This is a genomic window from Cupriavidus sp. GW822-FHT06G04 (genome assembly GCF_058799075.1).
On sequence record NZ_JBXALD010000006.1, the window covers coordinates 1 to 18,475 of the forward strand.

Here is an 18,475-nt window from a genome sequence, read left to right on the forward strand (position 1 = left end):
CGATTCGCGCCCAACGTGGCCTAGGTACGTCCCTAGACTTTCGGCGAGCTGAACTAAGGCGTTTTCACACACCCTCGGCCGTAAAGCGCCATCTAGGAGGTCGGCGGCCTGGGAGGGCACTCGACTGAATCGTCGTTCGATGCGAAGAGAGGATGGTTTCGCAGCGCCTGTTCGAGGTCGAGTTGATTTACCAAGCGCTGGCGCTTGACGTTCAGCGGCACCTTGGCGGGCCGCGGCGGCTCGCCGTGCAGCGTGCGTGAGGGGGCTGCGAAGCGGCGGTTGTCACGCAACGCCTGCACCTCGGCTGCGATAGCCAGTGTCCGACCCAGCCGCTTGTTGTCGACGATTGCTCCCTGGTCGACCTCCGGGAAGCGATCGTAGATGGTGTAGGGCAGGGAAGCGCCATCCGCCCACAATTCGACATGACCATCCGGATACTCGGCCACCTCGATGTATCGGTGGATCAGGCCGCGGTGTTCCGGGAGATCTTCGAGCAGGTACAGCACCTTGGCGTACTGCAGCGTCAGGCTCTGTGACACCTTGCGCCACTCGCGCCAACTGAAGATCCGTGCCAGATCCTCGTCGCCGCGCAGCGGCCGGTGGGCATCGAACTCGCTGCGCGGCGTTTTGCCGAAGCGAGCGTTGAAGTCGACCATGAAGATGGGGGCGAACCTGTTCGCCGCTTCCATCGAAGTGATACCGTGCAGCCGCAGCTCCTTGACCAGACGGTCCTGCAGGGTACCGTTCATCCGTTCGACACGGCCCTTGGCCTGACTTGTGTTGGCGCACAGGATATCGATGTTGAGCTCGTACAACGCCCGGCCGAACTGTGTATAGCCGCGGCCTTCGGCATTGTCCTTCGCATTGACCCGAAAGACGCCAGCCTTGTCGGAATAGAACGCTTGGGGCTTGCCATGGCGCTCGAGGTAAGCGCGTGTGGCGGCGAAATAGGCCAGCGTCGATTCTGTCGGCACGAACAGCAATTGCAGCAGGCGGCCGGTGGCGTCGTCCACGAAGACGAGCAGCGTGCAGGCCGGCGCCCGGTCCTCGAACCAGGCGTGATCGCTGCCGTCGATCTGCACCAACTCGCCCAGACAGGACCGGCGATTGCGCGGTTGATGGATCTGGGGCGGACGTTGCCTGCGTGGCACCCAGAATCCCGCGTCGATCATGATCCGGCGCACCGTCTCCTTGGCCAAGTCGATGCCGTGACGCTCGCGCAGCTTCTCGGCGGCCAAGGTCGGGCCGAAATCGGCGTAACTGTCGCGGATCAGGCCGCGCACGCGCGCCTCGACGCCTGGCGGGAGCTGGTTGTGTCCGGGCTGCCCCCAGCGGCGGGAGACCAGACCCTGTGGGCCGTCCAGCCGGTAGCGCTGCGCCAGCCGCTCGATCTGGCGCCGGCTGATGCCAAGCTTCTCGGCGGCGCGCCAGACCATCAGACCGTCCCGCACGACGGCCTCGATGACCTTGCAGCGATCCAGTTCCCGCAGGCTCATGGTGATGGTGTCCGGTCGTGTCATGTCGCGCTCCAACGAAGCCATGGGGTACGACATCTCAATCTAGCCCAGGTACGACATTACAACTTGGCCGTGACATCTCTTGTACGTATAATGTTTGTTATGTTAAATCACAAATAAATCCCCCATGAACACACCCCAGCCCCCTATCATCACGGCCTTTGAACGATCGCCCGATGGCGGTCGGGGGCTTGCGCGGGATACGCGGGTGCGTTGGGCGCTCGAGGAAGTTGGCGTGGCTTATGGCGTCCGGCATGTCTCGTTCGCGGCGATGAAACAGCCTGCGCATTTGGCGCTGCATCCGTTTGGGCAGATTCCTACCTTTGAGGAAGGCGATCTGGTTCTGTTCGAGACCGGCGCGATCGTGCTCCATATTGCCCAGCGCTATCCGGGGTTGTTGCCTGACGATGGCAATGCCCGCGCCCGTGCGATTGCGTGGATGTTTGCCGCGCTCAACACTATGGAGCCGCCGATTCTGGAGCTTGCGGTCGCCAAGTTTCTGGAGGGCGACCGGCCGTGGGCGGCGGAGCGGCTGCCGCTGGTCATGGGTCGGATCCGCGATCGGCTGGTGCAACTGTCCGCGCACCTTGGCAAGTCAGACTGGCTCGACGGTGCGTTCAGCGCGGGCGATCTGATGATGGTGTCGGTGCTGTTGCGGCTACGGTCGTCAGGGCTGCTGGCCGAATTCTCGAATCTCGCGGCCTACGTCGGCCGGGGCGAAGCGCGGCCCGCGTACCAGCGGGCCTTCGACGCGCAACTGGCGGATTTCAATGCCGCCAATCCGGCAGGCTGAGAAGAACCAGAACCAATAGCGCCGCCGAGTCGTTTCAGACTCCGCGGCGCCCTGCCCTCAGGCGCCTACCGGTTTGCCTTCGCGATGCCGCACCACCACCGTCGACGAGCGCGACGGGAGGTTGGCGTCGGGCCAGTTTCCGCCTGCCGCGCCGGTGCCGGTCGGGTGCTGGATGTTGATGAAGAACGTGGTCAGATCCGGCGTATAGGCCAGGCCAGTGATCTCGCATCCCACCGGGCCGACCAGCAGCCGCCGCACTTCCTTCGTGACCTGATCGACGTAGTGCATCGAGTTGGCACCGAAGATGTTCGTGACGGAAGAACCCGTGCCGGCGTCGGTTTGCACCCAGAGGCGTCCCTTCGGATCGACGCGGATGCCATCGGGGCTGCTGAAAGTCGCGCCGACCATGTTGCCCTTGAGATTGGCGGCGGCAATCGACGGATCGCCGGCCAGCAGCAGGATTTCCCACTTGAACTTGGTGGCCAGCGGGCTATCGCCGTCCTCGCGCCAACGGATGATATGGCCGTGCGAGTTGTTCGGGCGCGGGTTGGCGGCATCGGTCTGGACGCGGCTGCCGTTGTTGGTCAGCGTGCAGTACACCGTCCGATCCTGACCGACCGTGATCCACTCCGGGCGGTCCATCAGCGTGGCGCCGGCAACGCGGGCCGCGGCTTTGGTGTTGACCAGCACATCGGCCTGGGTATTGAAATCGACGTTCACCGGCGTGACGACGCCCGGCGCGGCCTGGGTCCAGTTGCCGGGGTCCGACGCGCCGGCGACGAGACCGTTCTTGCCCTGGGTCAGTTCGACCCATTCGCCCGTGCCGTCGCCGTTGAACTTGGCCGCGTAGAGCGTGCCGGTGTCGAGCAGGCTGGCGTTGTTCAGGCGATTGGTGGCGTCGAACGCGGCGCTCGGGATGAACTTGTAGATGCAGCCCGGCGTGCCGTCGTCGCCCATGTAGAAGGCCACGCGGTTATCGGCCGTGGTCATGAACGCGGTGTTCTCATGATCGAAGCGGCCCATCGCAGTGCGCTTCACCGGCAGGCCACTCAATTGCTGGAGCGGATCGATCTCGACCACCCAGCCGTAGCCCTGCTCTGCCTGGGTCGGATCCAGATAGTTGTCGGTGGTTTCCTCGCACGTCAGGTAGGTGCCCCACGGCGTATGGCCGCTGGAACAATTGTTGAGCGTGCCGATGACCACCGGTCCCACCGTCGTGGCGGCCGGGCCGGAGACGCGATACGAGGTATTGCCCGAGTAACGCTTGTTGTACAGCGAGTTGCGCTTGACGCCCCACTTGCCGGCAACGAGTTCGATCTCGATCACGGACACACCGACCGACGACAGCACGAGACGCTTCTGTTCGGGCGTCGCCGTGGCGGCGTTGTACGAGCCGGACATCAGGATTGCGGCATCCGGCGCTTCGTGATTGATCACCAGCAGGCCGCCCTTTTGCGGATCGACGCCCGGGATTTCGAAAAAGTGCATGCCGTCGTGATTGCCACCGGCCTGCTGTTCGGTTTCCATCGACGTCTGAAATGCGCCCTTGTACCCGACCGCGCCCGGCGCAACCGGATCGCCGGCGGAGAACAGCACATAGCTTTCGTAGGTCGCGGGCACGGTCACCTGGTTGGCCGTGATCTTCGCATCGAGCCCCTTGAAGGTGACGCTGTAATCGAGCGGCTGCTGCGGCGTGGGGCCAGGTGCCGGGGCCGGTGCGGGACCCGGCGCAGGAGCGGGCGCGGAATTGTCGTCGCCGCCGCAGGCCGCGAGCAGCGATCCGCCGCCGAATGCCGACAAGAGCGACATACCGAGGCTGCCGCGCAGCACGCGGCGGCGGGCCGGGTTGGCTGCCACCAGTTCTTCGAGCGTCTGGCCCGGAACCGTCTTGATGCCTTCGGCTTCGCGACGCGGTGCGCGCAACTCGTCAGTGATATACGACATGCTTCCTCCAGTCTTTGCGGGGCAGGCGCTCGTTGCATGCAGAGCACCCGGTTTCGGGATCAGCCGCAGATACTAGGGAAGTGATGTGTCGGTTTCGTTACTGAATGACTGGACAATCAGTCAGATAGTCAGATGCCCGGACGGGACGGTGAGATTCGGGCCGCTCAATCCAAGCCCTTCGATCCTCGTCGATACACGCCAGGCGTGTGGGATGGCAGGCGCCGATTCGCCAACGATCGCTGCATCGGCGCCCTTCCCTGCGCTCGTTCCGACTTTGGCCCAACGCCATTACGGATCGCCCGCCGCGAGATAGTCGTCCACCGCACTGCCCACGGTCGGATGGAAGCGGTCATCGCCGAACACATCGGTCAGTTCGAAGCGCCGGAGCTTGTCGCGCACCGGGTCCTTCATCTCGGCGAAATGTAGTGCGATACCGTCTTCGGCCAGCGCTTGCGCAAGTTCGCGCAGCATGTCGGCCGACGTCACGTCGACGCTGGTCACGGGTTCGGCGGCAACTACCACGCGGCGCACCGGCGTAGGCGCCGCCGCGACGGCTTCCAGCAGCCGCTGCTGGAACAGTTCGGCATTGGCGAAGAACAGCGGCGCATCCCAGCGGAACAGCACCAGCCCGGCAATCTGCTCGCCATGCGGATATCGCTGCAGGTCGTGGTAGCCGCGCAGGCCCGGCACGCGGCCCAGCACGGCAAAATGCGGCCGCCAGCCGTCCCACAGGAATTCGATGATCGCCAGCGCCACCGCGATGCAGATGCCGGGGATGGCGCCGAACGCCGCCACCGCGACGAAGCACAGCATCGACAGCCAGAACTCCCATTGCTGGATGCGGAAGATGCGCTTGAGATCCTTGAACTCGAACAGGCCGAGGGCCGCGGCGATCACCACGGCAGCCAGCGCGCTGTGCGGCAGATCGCGCAGCAGTTTGGGCGCGAACATCAGCAGCACGGCCACCGCGACCGCGCCGACCACCCCGGTCAGCTGCGTGCGCGCGCCGGCGGCTTCCGCCACGGGCGTGCGCGACGCACTACTGCTGACCGGAATCCCCTGGAAGAACCCCGCCGCCAGGTTGGCAACGCCCAGCCCGACCATTTCCTGGTTGGGATCCACATGCACGCGTGCGCGCGCGGCGAACGTGCGCGAGAGCACGCTGGTGTCGGCAAAGGCAATCAGTGCCACCGTACAGCCGCCCAGCACGATCTTGACCAGATCCGCCCCCTCGAACCATGGCACCACAAACACCGGCAAGCCTTGCGGAATCTCGCCCAGCACCTTCACGCCGAATGCGTCCAGATCGAAAACGATGACCGCCAGCGTGGCCAGCACCACCGCGATCAGCAGCCCGGGAATGCGCAGGAAGCGCTTGAGCAGCAGGATCACCGCCAGGCTGCCCGCTCCTACCGCAAAGCTGTACCAGTTGGCCTTGCCGGCGAAGATCGACTGGGCCAACTGCCATAGTTCGGCAAGCGGTCCTGCATCGTCGACCTTGATGGCAAACAGCTTGGGAAGCTGACTGACCAGCACCGTCAGCGCGATGCCGTTGGTGTAGCCATAGCGAATCGGCTTCGATAGCAGTTCCGTGATGAATCCCAGCCGCAGCAGCCCCAGCGTGATGCAGAACACGCCCGCGACGATTGCCATTAGGCTGGCCGTGGCGATCGCGCGAGCCGGGTCTCCGGCCGATGCGCTGAGCACCACGGCAAGGATCGGTGCGGCCAGCGCGGAGTCCGGGCCGAGCACAAGGATGCGGCTCGGGCCAAACAGCGCATAGGCCAGCAGCGGGACAATCGTCGCGTACAAGCCGTAGACGCCCCCCACGCCCGACGCCTCCGCGTAGGCGATCCCGACCGGCACCAGCATCGAGGTCAGCACCAGCCCGGCCGCCAGATCGCGCGGCAACCAGGCAGCCTGATACCCCTTCAGTATCGCGATGCCGGGAAGCCAGCGCAGTGCGCCGTCCAGCGATGCGGGTGGATGCAATGCCATGGCCGTGTGCGATCCGTTTTGCCTCGATCAGGTTTCGATGATAGTCATCCACTACCTTTGCATCGCGGGCCCCGATTTGCCATTGGACTTTGGACTCACGACGCCGCGCGCGCCGCGGGCGCGGGGAATTGCGGTATCCCTTTGGGCCAATTGAGCGTCACGCCTTCGCGCACTACGTTGACTATCGAGAACGAGTACGACGCGATCTTCGCGTCGGCTTACGTCATGCCACCGGAGACGCGCAATGAGCAAACGGGATACGTCCAGCCTGGCGAGCTTGTCGCCATTCGAACTGAAAGACGAGCTGATCAAGCTTGCGGGCAGCACCAGTAACCGGCTGATGCTCAATGCCGGGCGCGGCAATCCGAACTTCCTTGCGACCGTTCCGAGACACGGATTCTGGCAACTGGGGCTGTTCGCGATGACCGAATCGGAGCGCTCGTTTTCGTATCTGAGCCCGGGCGTGGGCGGATTCCCGCGCCGCGCGGGCATCGAGGAGCGCTTTGACCTGTTTGCGCGCCATTACCGCGATGTGCCCGGTGTGCACTTCCTGGCGGGCGCGGTCTCCTATGTGCGCGATCAGTTGGGGCTCGACGGCGGCGATTTTCTATACGAAATGTGCGAGGGCATCCTGGCCTGCAACTACCCGGTGCCCGACCGCATGCTCAGGTTGAGCGAAAAGATCGTCAAGCAGTACATCCGCAGGGAAATGATCGGCAAGCATCCGTTCACCGGTGACTTCGATCTCTACGCCGTGGAAGGCGGCACGGCCGCGATGACCTACCTGTTCAACTCGATGCGCGTGAATCATCTGCTGAAGGCGGGCGACACGATCGCGCTGGGCATGCCGATCTTCACCCCGTACATCGAGATCCCGGAGCTGGCCGAATACCACCTGACCGAACTGTCGATCGACGCCGATCCCGCCGCCGGCTGGCAGTATCCGAAGCAGGAACTGGACAAGCTGCGCAACCCCAAGGTGAAGGCGTTCTTCCTGGTCAATCCCAGCAACCCGCCCTCCGTGCGCGTCAGCGACGAAAGCCTGGAATATCTGGCCGAGATCGTCAAGGAGCGTCCGGACCTGATCATTCTGACCGACGATGTGTACGGCACGTTTGCCGACAACTTTGTCTCCCTGTTCGCAATGTGTCCGCACAACACGATCCTCGTGTACTCGTACTCGAAGTACTTCGGTGCCACCGGCTGGCGGCTCGGCGTGATCGCCACGCACAAGTCGAACCTGCTCGACGCCAAGATCGCTGACCTGCCCAAGGACGAGCGCCACGGCCTCAATCAGCGCTATGCGTCGATCACCACCAAGCCGGAAAAATTGCTGTTCATCGACCGCGTGGTGGCCGACAGCCGCACCGTGGCGCTGAACCACACCGCCGGCCTGTCCACGCCGCAGCAGGTGCAGATGGTGTTGTTTTCGCTGTTCTCGCTCGTGGATACGGCCGAAACGTACAAGCAAACGATGAAGCAGCTGATCCGCAGCCGCAAGGCCGCGCTGTACCGCGGCATGGGCACGCCGCCGGCGCCGGTCGACGCTAACGTGGTCGATTACTACACGCTGCTCGACGTGGAGCAGATGAGCCGAGAAGTCGGTCCCGATTTCGTCGCGTGGCTGCTCGATTCGATCGAGCCGCACGAACTGCTGTTCCGCCTGGCCGAAGAAGCCGGCGTGGTGCTGCTGCCGGGCGGAGGTTTCGGCACGCGACATCCGTCAGGCCGCGTCTCGCTGGCCAACCTGAACGAGGAGGATTACGTCAAGATCGGTCGATCCGTGCGCAAGCTGCGCGACGAATACCTGGAACGCTACCGCGCCGCGGGCAAAGAGGGCAAAGAGGGCAAGGCCAAGAAAAAATAGGCGCACCCCGGGCAACGCCAGCACGCAGTTCGGACGCCGATAACAAGAGGGAAACATCATGACCTGGTTCGTTGACACGCTGAAGGCCTATCCGGAGATCGCCATATTCCTTGCGCTGGGCATCGGGTACTGGGTCGGCGGCAAGAGCTTCAAGGGCTTCAGCCTTGGCGCTGTGACGTCGACCCTGCTGGTGGCCATTGTCATCGGCATCCTGGGCGTCAAGATCTCGGCCAACGTGAAGTCGGTGTTCTTCCTGATGTTCCTGTTTGCCGTGGGCTACGGCGTGGGGCCGCAGTTCGTGCGCGGCATTGCCAAGGACGGGCTGCCGCAGGCGATCTTCGCGGCAATCATGGCGGTCTTCTCGCTGGCAGCGGCGGCCGTGGCGGCGAAGATCGCCGGCTACGATCTCGGTTCGGCGGCGGGCCTGTTCGCGGGGTCGCAGACCATCTCCGCATCGATGGGGCTGGCCACCGACGCCATCAATCGGCTGGGGCGCTCGCCCGAGGAAACCAAGGTCCTGCTGGACGGCATGCCCATCGCCTATGCGGTGACCTATATCTTCGGCACCGTGGGCTCGGCCATCATCCTGGCGCAGCTGGGGCCCAAACTGCTCAATATCGATCTGGTGGCGGCATGCAAGGAATACGAGACGATGCTGGGCGCCGGCTCGGCCAGCGCCGATGGGGCGACCGAATGGCATGACTTCGAGATGCGCGCGTATTCCGTGGCGCAGGACAGCCCGTTCATCGGCCGCACGGTCGGCGAGATCGAGGCCGGCACACGCGAAGGCGTGCGCGCATTTGTGGAGCGGATCCGGCGCAACGGCAAGATCATCGAGATCGACCGCACCACCGTGATCGAAGCGCAGGACGTGGTGGCGATCGGCGGCAAGCGCGACCAGATGATTCTGCGGCTGGGACCGAGCGGACGCGAGGTGGAAGATGCGGAATTGCTGAACATCCCGACCGAAGGCGTCGACATCTACATCACCAATAAGAAGGTCGACGACAAGACGCTGCAGGAGCTCGCGCGCTGGCCCGGCGCGCGCGGCGTGTTCCTGAAAAAGATCAAGCGCGGCCCGACCGAGACAGTGATCCCGGTGCTGCCCAAGACGCGCCTATATCGCGGCGACGTGATCACCGTGGTCGGGCGCACGCAGGACATCAACGCCGCCGCACGCGAGATCGGCTACGTCGATCGCCCCACCACCGTGACTGACGTGGCGTTCGTGTCGCTTGCCATTACCGTCGGCGCGCTGATCGGCGCCGTCGTGATCAACGTGGCCGGCATCCCGCTGACGATTTCGACGGCAGGCGGATCGCTGATCGCCGGCATCGTGTTCGGCTGGTTCCGTGCCATTCATCCAACCTTTGGACGGATCCCCGAACCGACGTTGTGGTTCATGAACTCGGTGGGCCTGAACGTGTTCATCGCCGTGGTCGGCATTTCCGCCGGGCCCGGCTTTGTCGCCGGGCTGCAGAAGCTCGGCATCAGCCTGTTCCTGTGGGGCATTTTCGCCACCACCGTGCCGCTGCTTCTCGGCATGCTGCTGGCAAAGTTCGTGTTCAAGTTTCACCCCGCGCTGATCCTCGGCATCTGCGCCGGCGCGCGCACCACAACGGCCGCGCTCGGCATGGTGTGCGAAGCGGCCAAGAGCCAGGTGCCCGGGCTTGGCTACACGGTTACGTATGCCGTGGGCAACACGCTGCTGACGATCTGGGGCATGGTGATCATCATCATCCTGTCCTGACGCAGGACCGCGCGCATACGCCGCGTGTCTGCGGTTATCGCCCCAGGGCCTTGGGGGCGCAGCAAGCGCCGCCTGACGTCCAACGGGTTTTCCCGCACTGTCCCAAAATGCAAAACCGTTGTCACGGATAATCAAATCGTCGCCTCCCAATACGGGATACTTCGCTCGTCGCGGCCAGCCCGGCGCGCGTAGCCGCAAGCAGGTTTTCACCTGCTGTGGCGCAAGTATTCGAGGAGACGGTTTTCATGTTCCCACGCAACCGCAACCGCAACCGCACCTATGCGGACGCTCCGGCCCGTAACGGCGGCCCACCGCGTTCGCGCCATTACCCCTGGCTGGTCTTTGCATTGAGCTTTTGCCTGCTGTTGTCCGACTACATGTCGCGCCAGGTGCTCAACGCACTGTTTCCGCTGCTCAAGGCGGAATGGCTGCTGAGCGACGCCAGCCTCGGCGCGCTCGGCGGCGTGGTGGCGCTGATGGTGGGCGTGCTGACCGTGCCGCTGTCGATGCTCGCCGACCGTTGGGGACACGTGCGCAGCCTCACGCTGATGGCGTTGCTGTGGAGTCTGGCCACGCTCGGATGCGCGCAGGCCAATTCGTTCGGCGCGATGTTCGTCGCCAGGCTATGCGTGGGCGTTGGCGAAGCGGCCTACGGCAGCGTCGGCATCGCGCTGGTGCTCTCGGTGTTTCCGCGCGACATGCGCTCCACGCTCAGCGCGGCGTTCATCGCCGGCGGCGCTTTCGGATCGGTGTTGGGCATGGCGCTCGGCGGCGTGATCTCGGCTCATTTCGGCTGGCGCTTTGCGTTTGCCGGCATGGCGCTGTTCGGGCTGGTGCTGGTTGTGCTGTACCGCATGGTCGTGACCGAACGCCGACTGCAGCAGCAGCGCGTAACAGTCGAGCCTTCGCACCCCGCCGCCGCGCCGGGCTGCGCCATGTCGATCCGCGCCCTGCCCGCGGCGCTGTTCTCGTCGCGCTCGATCCTGTGCGCGTACGTGGGCAGCGCCTTGCAGTTGCTGGTGATGGGGTCGCTGCTGGCGTGGATGCCGAGCTATCTTGGCCGCTACTACGGCATGGCCACGGCGCCCGCGGGCCTGGCATCGGCCGGCTTCGTGCTGGCCGGCGGCGCCGGCATGATCATGTGCGGCGTGCTGACCGACCGCGTAGCGCGCCGCACGCCCGCGCTGAAGTGGCGCATGGCCATGCTCTACAGCGTGGGTTGCTTCGCCCTGCTCTTCACTGGATTTCATATGGCGCCCGGCGCGGCGCAACTGGCGCTGATGGCGGGCGGCATGCTGCTGGCCGGCGGCAGCGCCGGACCGGCCAGCGCGGCGGTGGCCAACCTCACCGACCCGAGCATCCACGCCACGGCATTCGCCACGCTGACGCTCGCCAACAACCTGATCGGCCTGGCGCCGGGGCCATATCTGGCCGGCGTACTGGCCGACCACATCGGCCTGTCGCTCGCGTTGCAGTGGCTCACGCTCGGTGCGTTGCTGGCCGCGCTGTGCTTCGTGATCGGACGCCGCACCTATTCGGCCGACCTGTTGCGCCTGGCGCAGCGCGGCCGGTACGCCTGATTTCTTCCACGACACCGACTGACGATGACGATGACGATGCACCTGCCATCCGACACCACGATCCTGATCGTCCCCGGTCTGCGCGACCACGTTGCCGAGCACTGGCAAACGCTGTTGCAGGCCGAACTGCCAAACGCGCGCAGCGTGCCGCCGCTGGAGATCGACAAGCTTAGCCGCGCAGCGCGTGTCGCCGCACTGGACGCGGCCATGGCCGCCATCGACGGCCCCGTGATGCTGGTCGCGCACAGCGCCGGCGTGATGATCACCGCGCATTGGGTCCACAGCGGCTCGGCTCATCTGGGCCGCGTGCGCGGTGCGCTGCTGGCAACGCCGGCCGATCTCGAGCGCCCGATGCCGCCCGGCTATCCCGACATGGCGACGCTGGACCAGCACGGCTGGCTGCCGGTGCCACGCGGCCCGTTGCCCTTCCCCGCGCTACTGGCCGCGAGCCGCAACGATCCGCTTGCGGCGTTCGAGCGTGCCGCCGATCTGGCCGGCGATTGGGGTTGCTGGATCGAGGACCTGGGCGAAGTCGGTCATCTGAATCCCGCTGCCGGCTTCGGGCCATGGCCGCAAGCCAAGGCGCTGATCGGGAGGCTGGTGGCACTGACGTCGCACCCGGCACCGAGCGCACCCAACGGTTCAGCGCAATAGGTTTTCGCAGTCATCCGCAGTACCCCACGTTGTAATTTCCGACGGAAAAACCGCAGCAATTCAGCACAAAAAACACAAGAGGAGACTTGTCACATGAAGCTCAAGGGCATGGCCATGGCCGCATTGCTTGCGTGCACCGGCAGCGCTTTCGCGCAATCGAACGTCATTCTGTATGGCGTGGCCGACATCAACATGGAATACGTGAACCACGTGGGCGCCGTGCCTACCGCGGCGAACGGCTTCAATCCCGGCCCGTCGCACGACGTGTACCGCATGAGTTCCGGCGGTCTGGCGGGCTCGCGCTGGGGCTTGCGCGGCACCGAGGACCTGGGCGGCGGCCTCAGTGGCGTGTTCGTGCTGGAGAGCGGTTTCAGCCTCGACAACGGCACGCTGCAGCAAAGCGGCCGGCTGTTTGGCCGCCAGGCTTTCCTGGGATTATCCGATGCACGTTTCGGGCAAATCAGCCTGGGCCGCCAATACACCTCGATGTTCGAGGCGCTGGCCAACTTTTCGCCGACCGCGTATGCCACGCAGTACGAGCCCGTGGTGCTGCAATCGGGCGCCAACTTCCGCGAGGACAACACCGTCAAGTACACCGGCAAGTTCGGGCCGGTGACCGCGTTGGCGCACTATTCGTTCGGCACCGGCCTGGCGCTGCCGGCCTCGGTGGGCTTGCCGATCCCGATCGGCGGCAATGGCGAGGTGCCGGGATCGTTCCGCCGTGACACCGCCTACGGTGCGGCGCTGGCCTGGCAGAGCGGCCCGTTCGGCGCGACGGTCGGCTATGACCAGTGGAATCCCACCATCGGCACCAGCAGCGGCACGCTCAAGAAGCTCGCGGTGGGCGCCAGTTATACCTTCGGCAACGTTGCCAAGATCATGGGCGGTTATCGCTGGGGCCAGAACAAGAACGCCGCGGGCGACACCCTCCAGCGCGACGACTTCTACTGGATCGGCGCCAACTACCAGCTGACGCCAGCCGTCGGCCTGACGCTCGAATACAACTATGACGACGTCAAGAACCTGTACGGCGCCAACGCCCCCAATCCATGGCAGATTGCCTTCGTCGCCAACTATGCGTTCTCGAAGCGCACCGATGTCTATCTCACCACGGCCTACGCCAAGAACGCGGGCCTGATGATGGAATCGCTGGCGACCGTCTACGCCAACAGCCTGTCGCTGGGCAACAGCTACGCGCTCGCCAACGGCCAGAGCAACATGATCGGTGTGGCGATCGGCGTGCGCCACAAGTTCTGATGCCTGCCATCGACTGACGCGTCCAGTATCTCGCGTGCGGCAGTCGGTTGGTATCGGGATCTCTTACCCCGCCCGGCACGAACCGAACCGCATGGGCCACCCGGCACGATGCCGGCGTGGCCATTTTTCATGGTGCGGGCGAGTCATGCGCTGCGCCATGCGTGGCGCGCCACTTCGATACGCTGCAGCCAAACTGCGTGCCAAACCAGCGCGAGAACGCGCTCAGCGATGAGAAGCCGAGCAAGGTGGCCACTTCCGACAGCGGCCGTGCGCGATTCTCGATATAACGCGTGACCAGCGTCTTGCGCGCGTCGTTGACCACCTCCGAATAGGTGGTGCCTTCCTGCTGCAGCCAGCGATGCACGGTGCGGCGGTCGACGCCAAGCTGCAGCGCCACGCGATCCACGGAACACGTGCCGCCCGCCAGCAGTGCGTGCACCAGCCTGCGCACCTTGTCGGCCATGCTGGCGTTGGACTGCGCCAGCAACGCGTGCAGATAGCGCCGCACCTGCTGCGCCATGACCGGATCGTACGAAGGCAGCGGCGCGTTCAGGTCCGACGCCACACACACGATGCCATCGAAATCCTGGTTGAACAGCGCCTGCATGCCGAACACGCGCAAATATGCTGCGTGGCTTTCGGGCGGCGCATGCGAAAAGCAGATGCTGCGCGGCCGCCACGACGGCCCCAGGAACAGGCTCAGCATGCGATACACCACGCCTGCGGCTAGTTCGGTAGCCTGGCGCAGCGATCCGGGCGCATCGCTGAGGATGTGCAGGCGGATCACGACCAGGCCGTCGACATCTTCCACGCGCATCGCCAGCGCCTCGTTCTGCAGGCCCATGTACCGCACCATCGATTCCAGCGCGCCGCGCAGCGTCGGTTCCTCGCGCACTACAAAGGCGAGCGGGCCGAGATTGGAGAACTGGCGCAGCTCGGCCATGCGCAGCGCAAAATCGGGCGCGTTTGCCAGCAACGCCGACGCTTCCAGCAGCCTGCCCACCGACGCGGCGGGAATGCGTGTATCGGGATCGAGCAGCGCGTTGCGCCCGATCCGTGCATTGCGCAGCATCTGGTGGGGATCGAGCCCCACCGCACGCGCCACTTCCACGTAGTTGGTAAGGCTTGCGCTGCGAAGGTAATAGGACATCGTGTTTTCCCTGACTGTCCCGAAATGTAAATCGACTGTCCCGCAGCGTCAAATTGCCGCGCGCCGTTGATCGATACTTCCAGCACCGAAACGCACCTTCAATGGAGCCAGCACATGCAATTTCTCGACGATTCGCTGCACCCGGAAAACATGGAAAAAGTGGTCATCACGGTGGCCCCGTATGGGCCGGAATGGATGCCCGAGGATTTCCCCGAAGACATCCCGGTGACGATGGAAGCGCAGATTCAGAAGGCAGTGGACTGCTACGAGGCCGGCGCCACGGTGCTGCACCTGCACGTGCGCGAACTCGACGGCAAGGGCTCCAAGCGCCTGTCGAAGTTCAACGAGCTGATTGCCGGCGTGCGCGCGGCCGTGCCCGACATGATCATCCAGGTGGGCGGCTCGATCTCCTTCGCACCAGAAGACGAAGGTCAGGCCGCGGTGTGGCTGTCCGACGATACGCGCCACATGCTGGCGGACCTGGACCCGAAGCCCGACCAGGTGACCGTGGCAATCAACACCACGCAGATGAACATCATGGAACTGCTCTACCCCGAATATCTCGAGGGTACGTCGCTGTCCAATCCGGCCTTTATCGAGGCCTATCGCGAAATGACCGTGCCGGCCGGTCCCGGTTGGGTCGAAGAGCATCTGCGCCGCCTGTCCGCGTCGGGCATCCAGCCGCATTTCCAGCTGACCGGCATCCACGCCCTGGAAACGCTCGAACGCATGGTGCGCGCCGGCGCGTACAAGGGCCCGCTGAACCTGACGTGGATCGGCATCGGCGGCGGCTTCGACGGTCCCAACCCGTTCAACTTCTTCAACTTCGTTCATCGCGCGCCAGACGGCTGCACGCTGACGGCCGAATCGCTGCTCAAGAACGTGCTGCCGTTCAACATGATGGCGATGGCGATGGGCATGCATCCGCGCTGCGGCATCGAGGACACCATCATCGACCAGCACGGCAGGCGCATGACGTCGGTGCAGCAAATCCAGCAGTGCGTGCGCGTGGCGCATGAACTGGGCCGCGAGATTGCCAGCGGCAAGGAAGCGCGCGAAATCTATCGCATCGGTACGTGGTACGACAGCGTCGATGAAACGCTCGCCGCACACGGCATGCTGCCCAACCGCCAGCCGGGCCAGAAGCGCGCGCCGCTGCGTGCCGCTGCCTGACCGCCACGCCATACGCCCTACGCAATAGGCCATGTCGACGCCCGACGCATGCACGCCAGTGCCCAATCCCTGCATCAACATCTGCCGGCTCGACGCCGCGCGCAAATATTGCCAGGGATGCTGGCGCACCTCGGTCGAGATCGGCCTGTGGAGCGGCATGAGCGATGCCCAGCGGGCGTTCGTGATGGAAGCGTTGCCGTCGCGGCGCCAGCGCGGCAACGCGGCGCCGCCGGGCGGCCAGCCCTGAGCGGCCATCGCGCCGCTACGCGCACGGCGCATGTCCCCTGCTTTTCCCGGACCTGCTGAGATTCCGACACTTTCCTGTTCAGCCCACGCGGGGCAGGTCCGGCTCTTTACACACCTACAATATCCACACGATGGAGGAGACAACCATGCCGAAGAGAAACGCCTTGCTCTTCATCCGCCGCGCCGCGGTGCTTGCCGCAGCGGCCCTGCTGATCCCCGCGGCCCACGCATGGACCAACAAGCCGGTCCGCATGCTGGTGCCCGCGCCGGCCGGCGGCACCATGGACGTAATGGCGCGGCTGCTGGCCGAGCAGCTTACCGCTGACCTGGGCCAGCCGGTGGTGGTCGACAACAAGCCCGGCGGCGGCGGCGCGATCGCCATCGCCACCCTGCTGGCCGCCCCGGCCGACGGACAGACCGTGATGGTGACGGCCACCAATGTGCTGACCGAAGTGCCGCAGGTGCAAAAAACGCCCTACGACACGATGAAAGACATCCGCCCACTAGCCGCTGTGGGCCGCTCGCGCATGGTGCTGGTAGGCGCGCCGGGACTGCCGCCCAAGGATCTGAAGAGCCTGATCGCGTACGTCAAGGCCAATCCGGGCAAGCTGAGCTTTGCGTCGTACAGCGCGGGCACGGCATCGCACTATGCGGGGGCCATCATGAACCAGGAAGCCGGCATGGACCTGCAGCACGTGCCGTTTGCGGGTTCCGGCCCGGCGCTGTCACAGGTCATGGGCGGACAGATTCCCCTGATGTACGACGGCATGGTGACATCGCTGCCGATGATTCGCGCTGGCAAGGTGCAGCCGTATGCGGTGGCGTCGAAGACGCGTTCGCCACTGCTGCCGCAGGTGCCGACCTTTGCCGAACAGGGCTTTCCCGATATCGATTTCAGCAACTGGGTGGGCGTGATCGGCTCATCGCATCTGCCGATGGATCTGTCCGTGAAAATCCAGAACGCCGTGTACAAGGCCGCAAACCAGCCCAAGGTGCGCGAACGACTCGAAGCGCTCGGCTATGAACCGATGCCGCCGCAGACGCTGCACGAACTGGAGCGCTCGCTGCACGCCGAATACGATCGCAACGCCAGCATCGTCAAGAATTTCCGGATCCAGCCCTGACGCGCGCAACGCCGGCGCAACCACGGGCCGCCACCACACCCACCATCCAGCCGCCTGCCACCGCAGGCGGTTTTTTTTCGTCCCGGCTCCGCCACGTTGCACCTTACCAGTCCGCCTGCTGTCGATTGTTGTCGTTCAGACAACACGATGAGCGCCCGCGCGACGCTACTGGCGCGCGCTTCGGCTACCTACAATCCGTTCCGACGATCGACGCACAAGCTGTTGCAGCCGTCGAACGGTCGACGAGGATGGCCGCGCAACGACGCGCGCCGAACCACATCCCCACAGTCGGTCAAGACGCGGTCCAGACCACCAGGTCCGCAAATATGGCAGCACCGCCGCACCGCGCGGCGTATCTCAACCCTACAGACAGGACTAACGAAGATGAGCGCAACCACCCGCAATGTGCAGCCGGTTACCGCCAGCCTTGGCAAGCAAGGCTCCGGCGAACTCGTATCGTCCCGCTACGCGGTACGCGTCGGCGACGTCGACGTCGCGATGATCAGCGATGGCGTTCTGCCGCTGCCGACGTCCACCATGTCCACCAACGTGAGCGAAGGCGACCGCAACGACTGGTTCGACAGCCGCTTCCTGCAGCGCGACATGTTCGACTGGGCGCTGAACATCGCGCTGATTCGCAGCGGCGACCGCCTGATCCTGGTTGACTCGGGCGTGGGCGACGGCTTCGAGTATTTCTCGCGCGCCGGTCGTTCGGTGATGCGCCTGGAGACCGCCGGCATCGACCTCGCCGCAATCACCGACATCGTGATCACGCATATGCACATGGATCACGTTGGCGGCCTGAACATCGATGGCGTCAAGGCCAAGCTGCGCCCCGACGTGCGCATCCACGTGGCGGCGGCCGAGGTGGAATTCTGGAAGAACCCGGACTTCAGCAAGACCGTGATGCCCGAGGCGGTTCCCCCCGCACTGCGCAAGGCGGCAGCCAAGTTTGTGCAGCTCTACGGCGAGAACATCGTGCAGTTCGACCAGACCGTGCAGGTGGCGCCGGGCGTCTCGGCGCGCGTGACCGGCGGTCACACGCCCGGCCACTGCGTGGTGGATGTCGCATCGAAGGGCGAGAAGCTGACCTTCGTCGGCGATGCGCTGTTCGAAGTCGGCTTCGACAACCCGGCGTGGCAAAACGGCTTCGAGCACGAGCCCGAAGTGGCGGTGGACGTGCGGATCGCGCTGCTGAACGAAGCTGCCGAAACGGGATCGATGCTGGCCGCCGCGCACGTGGCGTTCCCGTCGATCGGTCACGTTGCACGGCAAGGCGACCGCTACCGCTTCGTGCCGGTGCAGTGGGACTACTGAAATCGGCCGATCGGCGATCGTCATGAAGATGGCGCCGCCGCACCAAGTCTTCAGCCAACGGCAAGCGCCGCGGGATTCAGGCCCCGCGGCGCTTGGTTCATTCGA

14 protein-coding genes are annotated in these 18,475 nt (G+C 64.9%); 10 read left to right on the forward strand and 4 right to left on the reverse strand.

The window, feature by feature from the left end:
- Positions 1-92: 92 nt before the first annotated feature.
- Positions 93-1,520: an ISNCY family transposase gene (locus AC1RKI_RS14740; protein WP_492796472.1), complete on the reverse strand. Its 1,428-nt coding sequence runs from the start codon at positions 1,518-1,520 to the stop codon at positions 93-95.
- A 124-nt stretch (positions 1,521-1,644) separates the two neighbouring features.
- Here AC1RKI_RS14740 and AC1RKI_RS14745 point away from each other — a divergent pair, with 124 nt between their 5' ends.
- Positions 1,645-2,310, forward strand: coding sequence for a glutathione S-transferase family protein (locus AC1RKI_RS14745; RefSeq protein WP_492796470.1), 666 nt, complete (start codon positions 1,645-1,647; stop codon positions 2,308-2,310).
- 57 nt (positions 2,311-2,367) lie between these two features.
- Here the strand turns inward: AC1RKI_RS14745 and AC1RKI_RS14750 are convergent, their stop codons facing one another.
- A complete protein-coding gene (locus AC1RKI_RS14750) occupies positions 2,368-4,254 on the reverse strand; it encodes a PhoX family protein (protein WP_492796468.1) in 1,887 nt (628 codons plus the stop codon).
- 288 nt (positions 4,255-4,542) lie between these two features.
- A complete protein-coding gene (locus AC1RKI_RS14755; RefSeq protein ID WP_150979104.1) occupies positions 4,543-6,252 on the reverse strand; it encodes a SulP family inorganic anion transporter in 1,710 nt (569 codons plus the stop codon).
- A gap of 244 nt (positions 6,253-6,496) precedes the next feature.
- Between AC1RKI_RS14755 and AC1RKI_RS14760 the strand changes: the two genes are divergently transcribed.
- From AC1RKI_RS14760 to AC1RKI_RS14780, 5 genes are all read left to right on the forward strand, one after another.
- Positions 6,497-8,119, forward strand: coding sequence for a bifunctional aspartate transaminase/aspartate 4-decarboxylase (locus tag AC1RKI_RS14760; protein ID WP_492796466.1), 1,623 nt, complete (start codon positions 6,497-6,499; stop codon positions 8,117-8,119).
- A 58-nt stretch (positions 8,120-8,177) separates the two neighbouring features.
- Entirely contained in the window at positions 8,178-9,869 is a 1,692-nt protein-coding gene (aspT, locus tag AC1RKI_RS14765; protein WP_061955149.1) for an aspartate-alanine antiporter, read from the forward strand.
- A gap of 245 nt (positions 9,870-10,114) precedes the next feature.
- A complete protein-coding gene (locus AC1RKI_RS14770; protein ID WP_492796464.1) occupies positions 10,115-11,449 on the forward strand; it encodes an MFS transporter in 1,335 nt (444 codons plus the stop codon).
- A 36-nt stretch (positions 11,450-11,485) separates the two neighbouring features.
- Positions 11,486-12,103 (forward strand): RBBP9/YdeN family alpha/beta hydrolase, encoded by a 618-nt coding sequence (locus AC1RKI_RS14775; protein ID WP_492796487.1) that lies wholly within the window; start codon positions 11,486-11,488, stop codon positions 12,101-12,103.
- Between the two features lie 93 nt (positions 12,104-12,196).
- On the forward strand, positions 12,197-13,360 hold the full coding sequence (locus AC1RKI_RS14780; protein WP_061955147.1) for a porin: 1,164 nt from the start codon (positions 12,197-12,199) through the stop codon (positions 13,358-13,360).
- Positions 13,361-13,487: 127 nt separating this feature from the next.
- Here AC1RKI_RS14780 and AC1RKI_RS14785 read toward each other — a convergent pair whose 3' ends face one another.
- Positions 13,488-14,510 (reverse strand): AraC family transcriptional regulator, encoded by a 1,023-nt coding sequence (locus AC1RKI_RS14785; protein WP_492796462.1) that lies wholly within the window; start codon positions 14,508-14,510, stop codon positions 13,488-13,490.
- Between the two features lie 114 nt (positions 14,511-14,624).
- Here AC1RKI_RS14785 and AC1RKI_RS14790 point away from each other — a divergent pair, with 114 nt between their 5' ends.
- From AC1RKI_RS14790 to AC1RKI_RS14805, 4 genes are all read left to right on the forward strand, one after another.
- Entirely contained in the window at positions 14,625-15,683 is a 1,059-nt protein-coding gene (locus AC1RKI_RS14790) for a beta-keto acid cleavage family enzyme (RefSeq protein WP_061955231.1), read from the forward strand.
- Positions 15,684-15,714: 31 nt separating this feature from the next.
- Positions 15,715-15,930: a DUF1289 domain-containing protein gene (locus AC1RKI_RS14795; protein ID WP_061955143.1), complete on the forward strand. Its 216-nt coding sequence runs from the start codon at positions 15,715-15,717 to the stop codon at positions 15,928-15,930.
- 145 nt (positions 15,931-16,075) lie between these two features.
- Positions 16,076-17,053 carry a tripartite tricarboxylate transporter substrate binding protein gene (locus AC1RKI_RS14800; protein WP_492796460.1) on the forward strand — a complete coding sequence of 326 codons (978 nt, stop codon included), beginning with the start codon at positions 16,076-16,078 and terminating at the stop codon, positions 17,051-17,053.
- Positions 17,054-17,437: 384 nt separating this feature from the next.
- Positions 17,438-18,370: an MBL fold metallo-hydrolase gene (locus AC1RKI_RS14805; protein ID WP_492796458.1), complete on the forward strand. Its 933-nt coding sequence runs from the start codon at positions 17,438-17,440 to the stop codon at positions 18,368-18,370.
- Positions 18,371-18,475 lie beyond the last annotated feature (105 nt).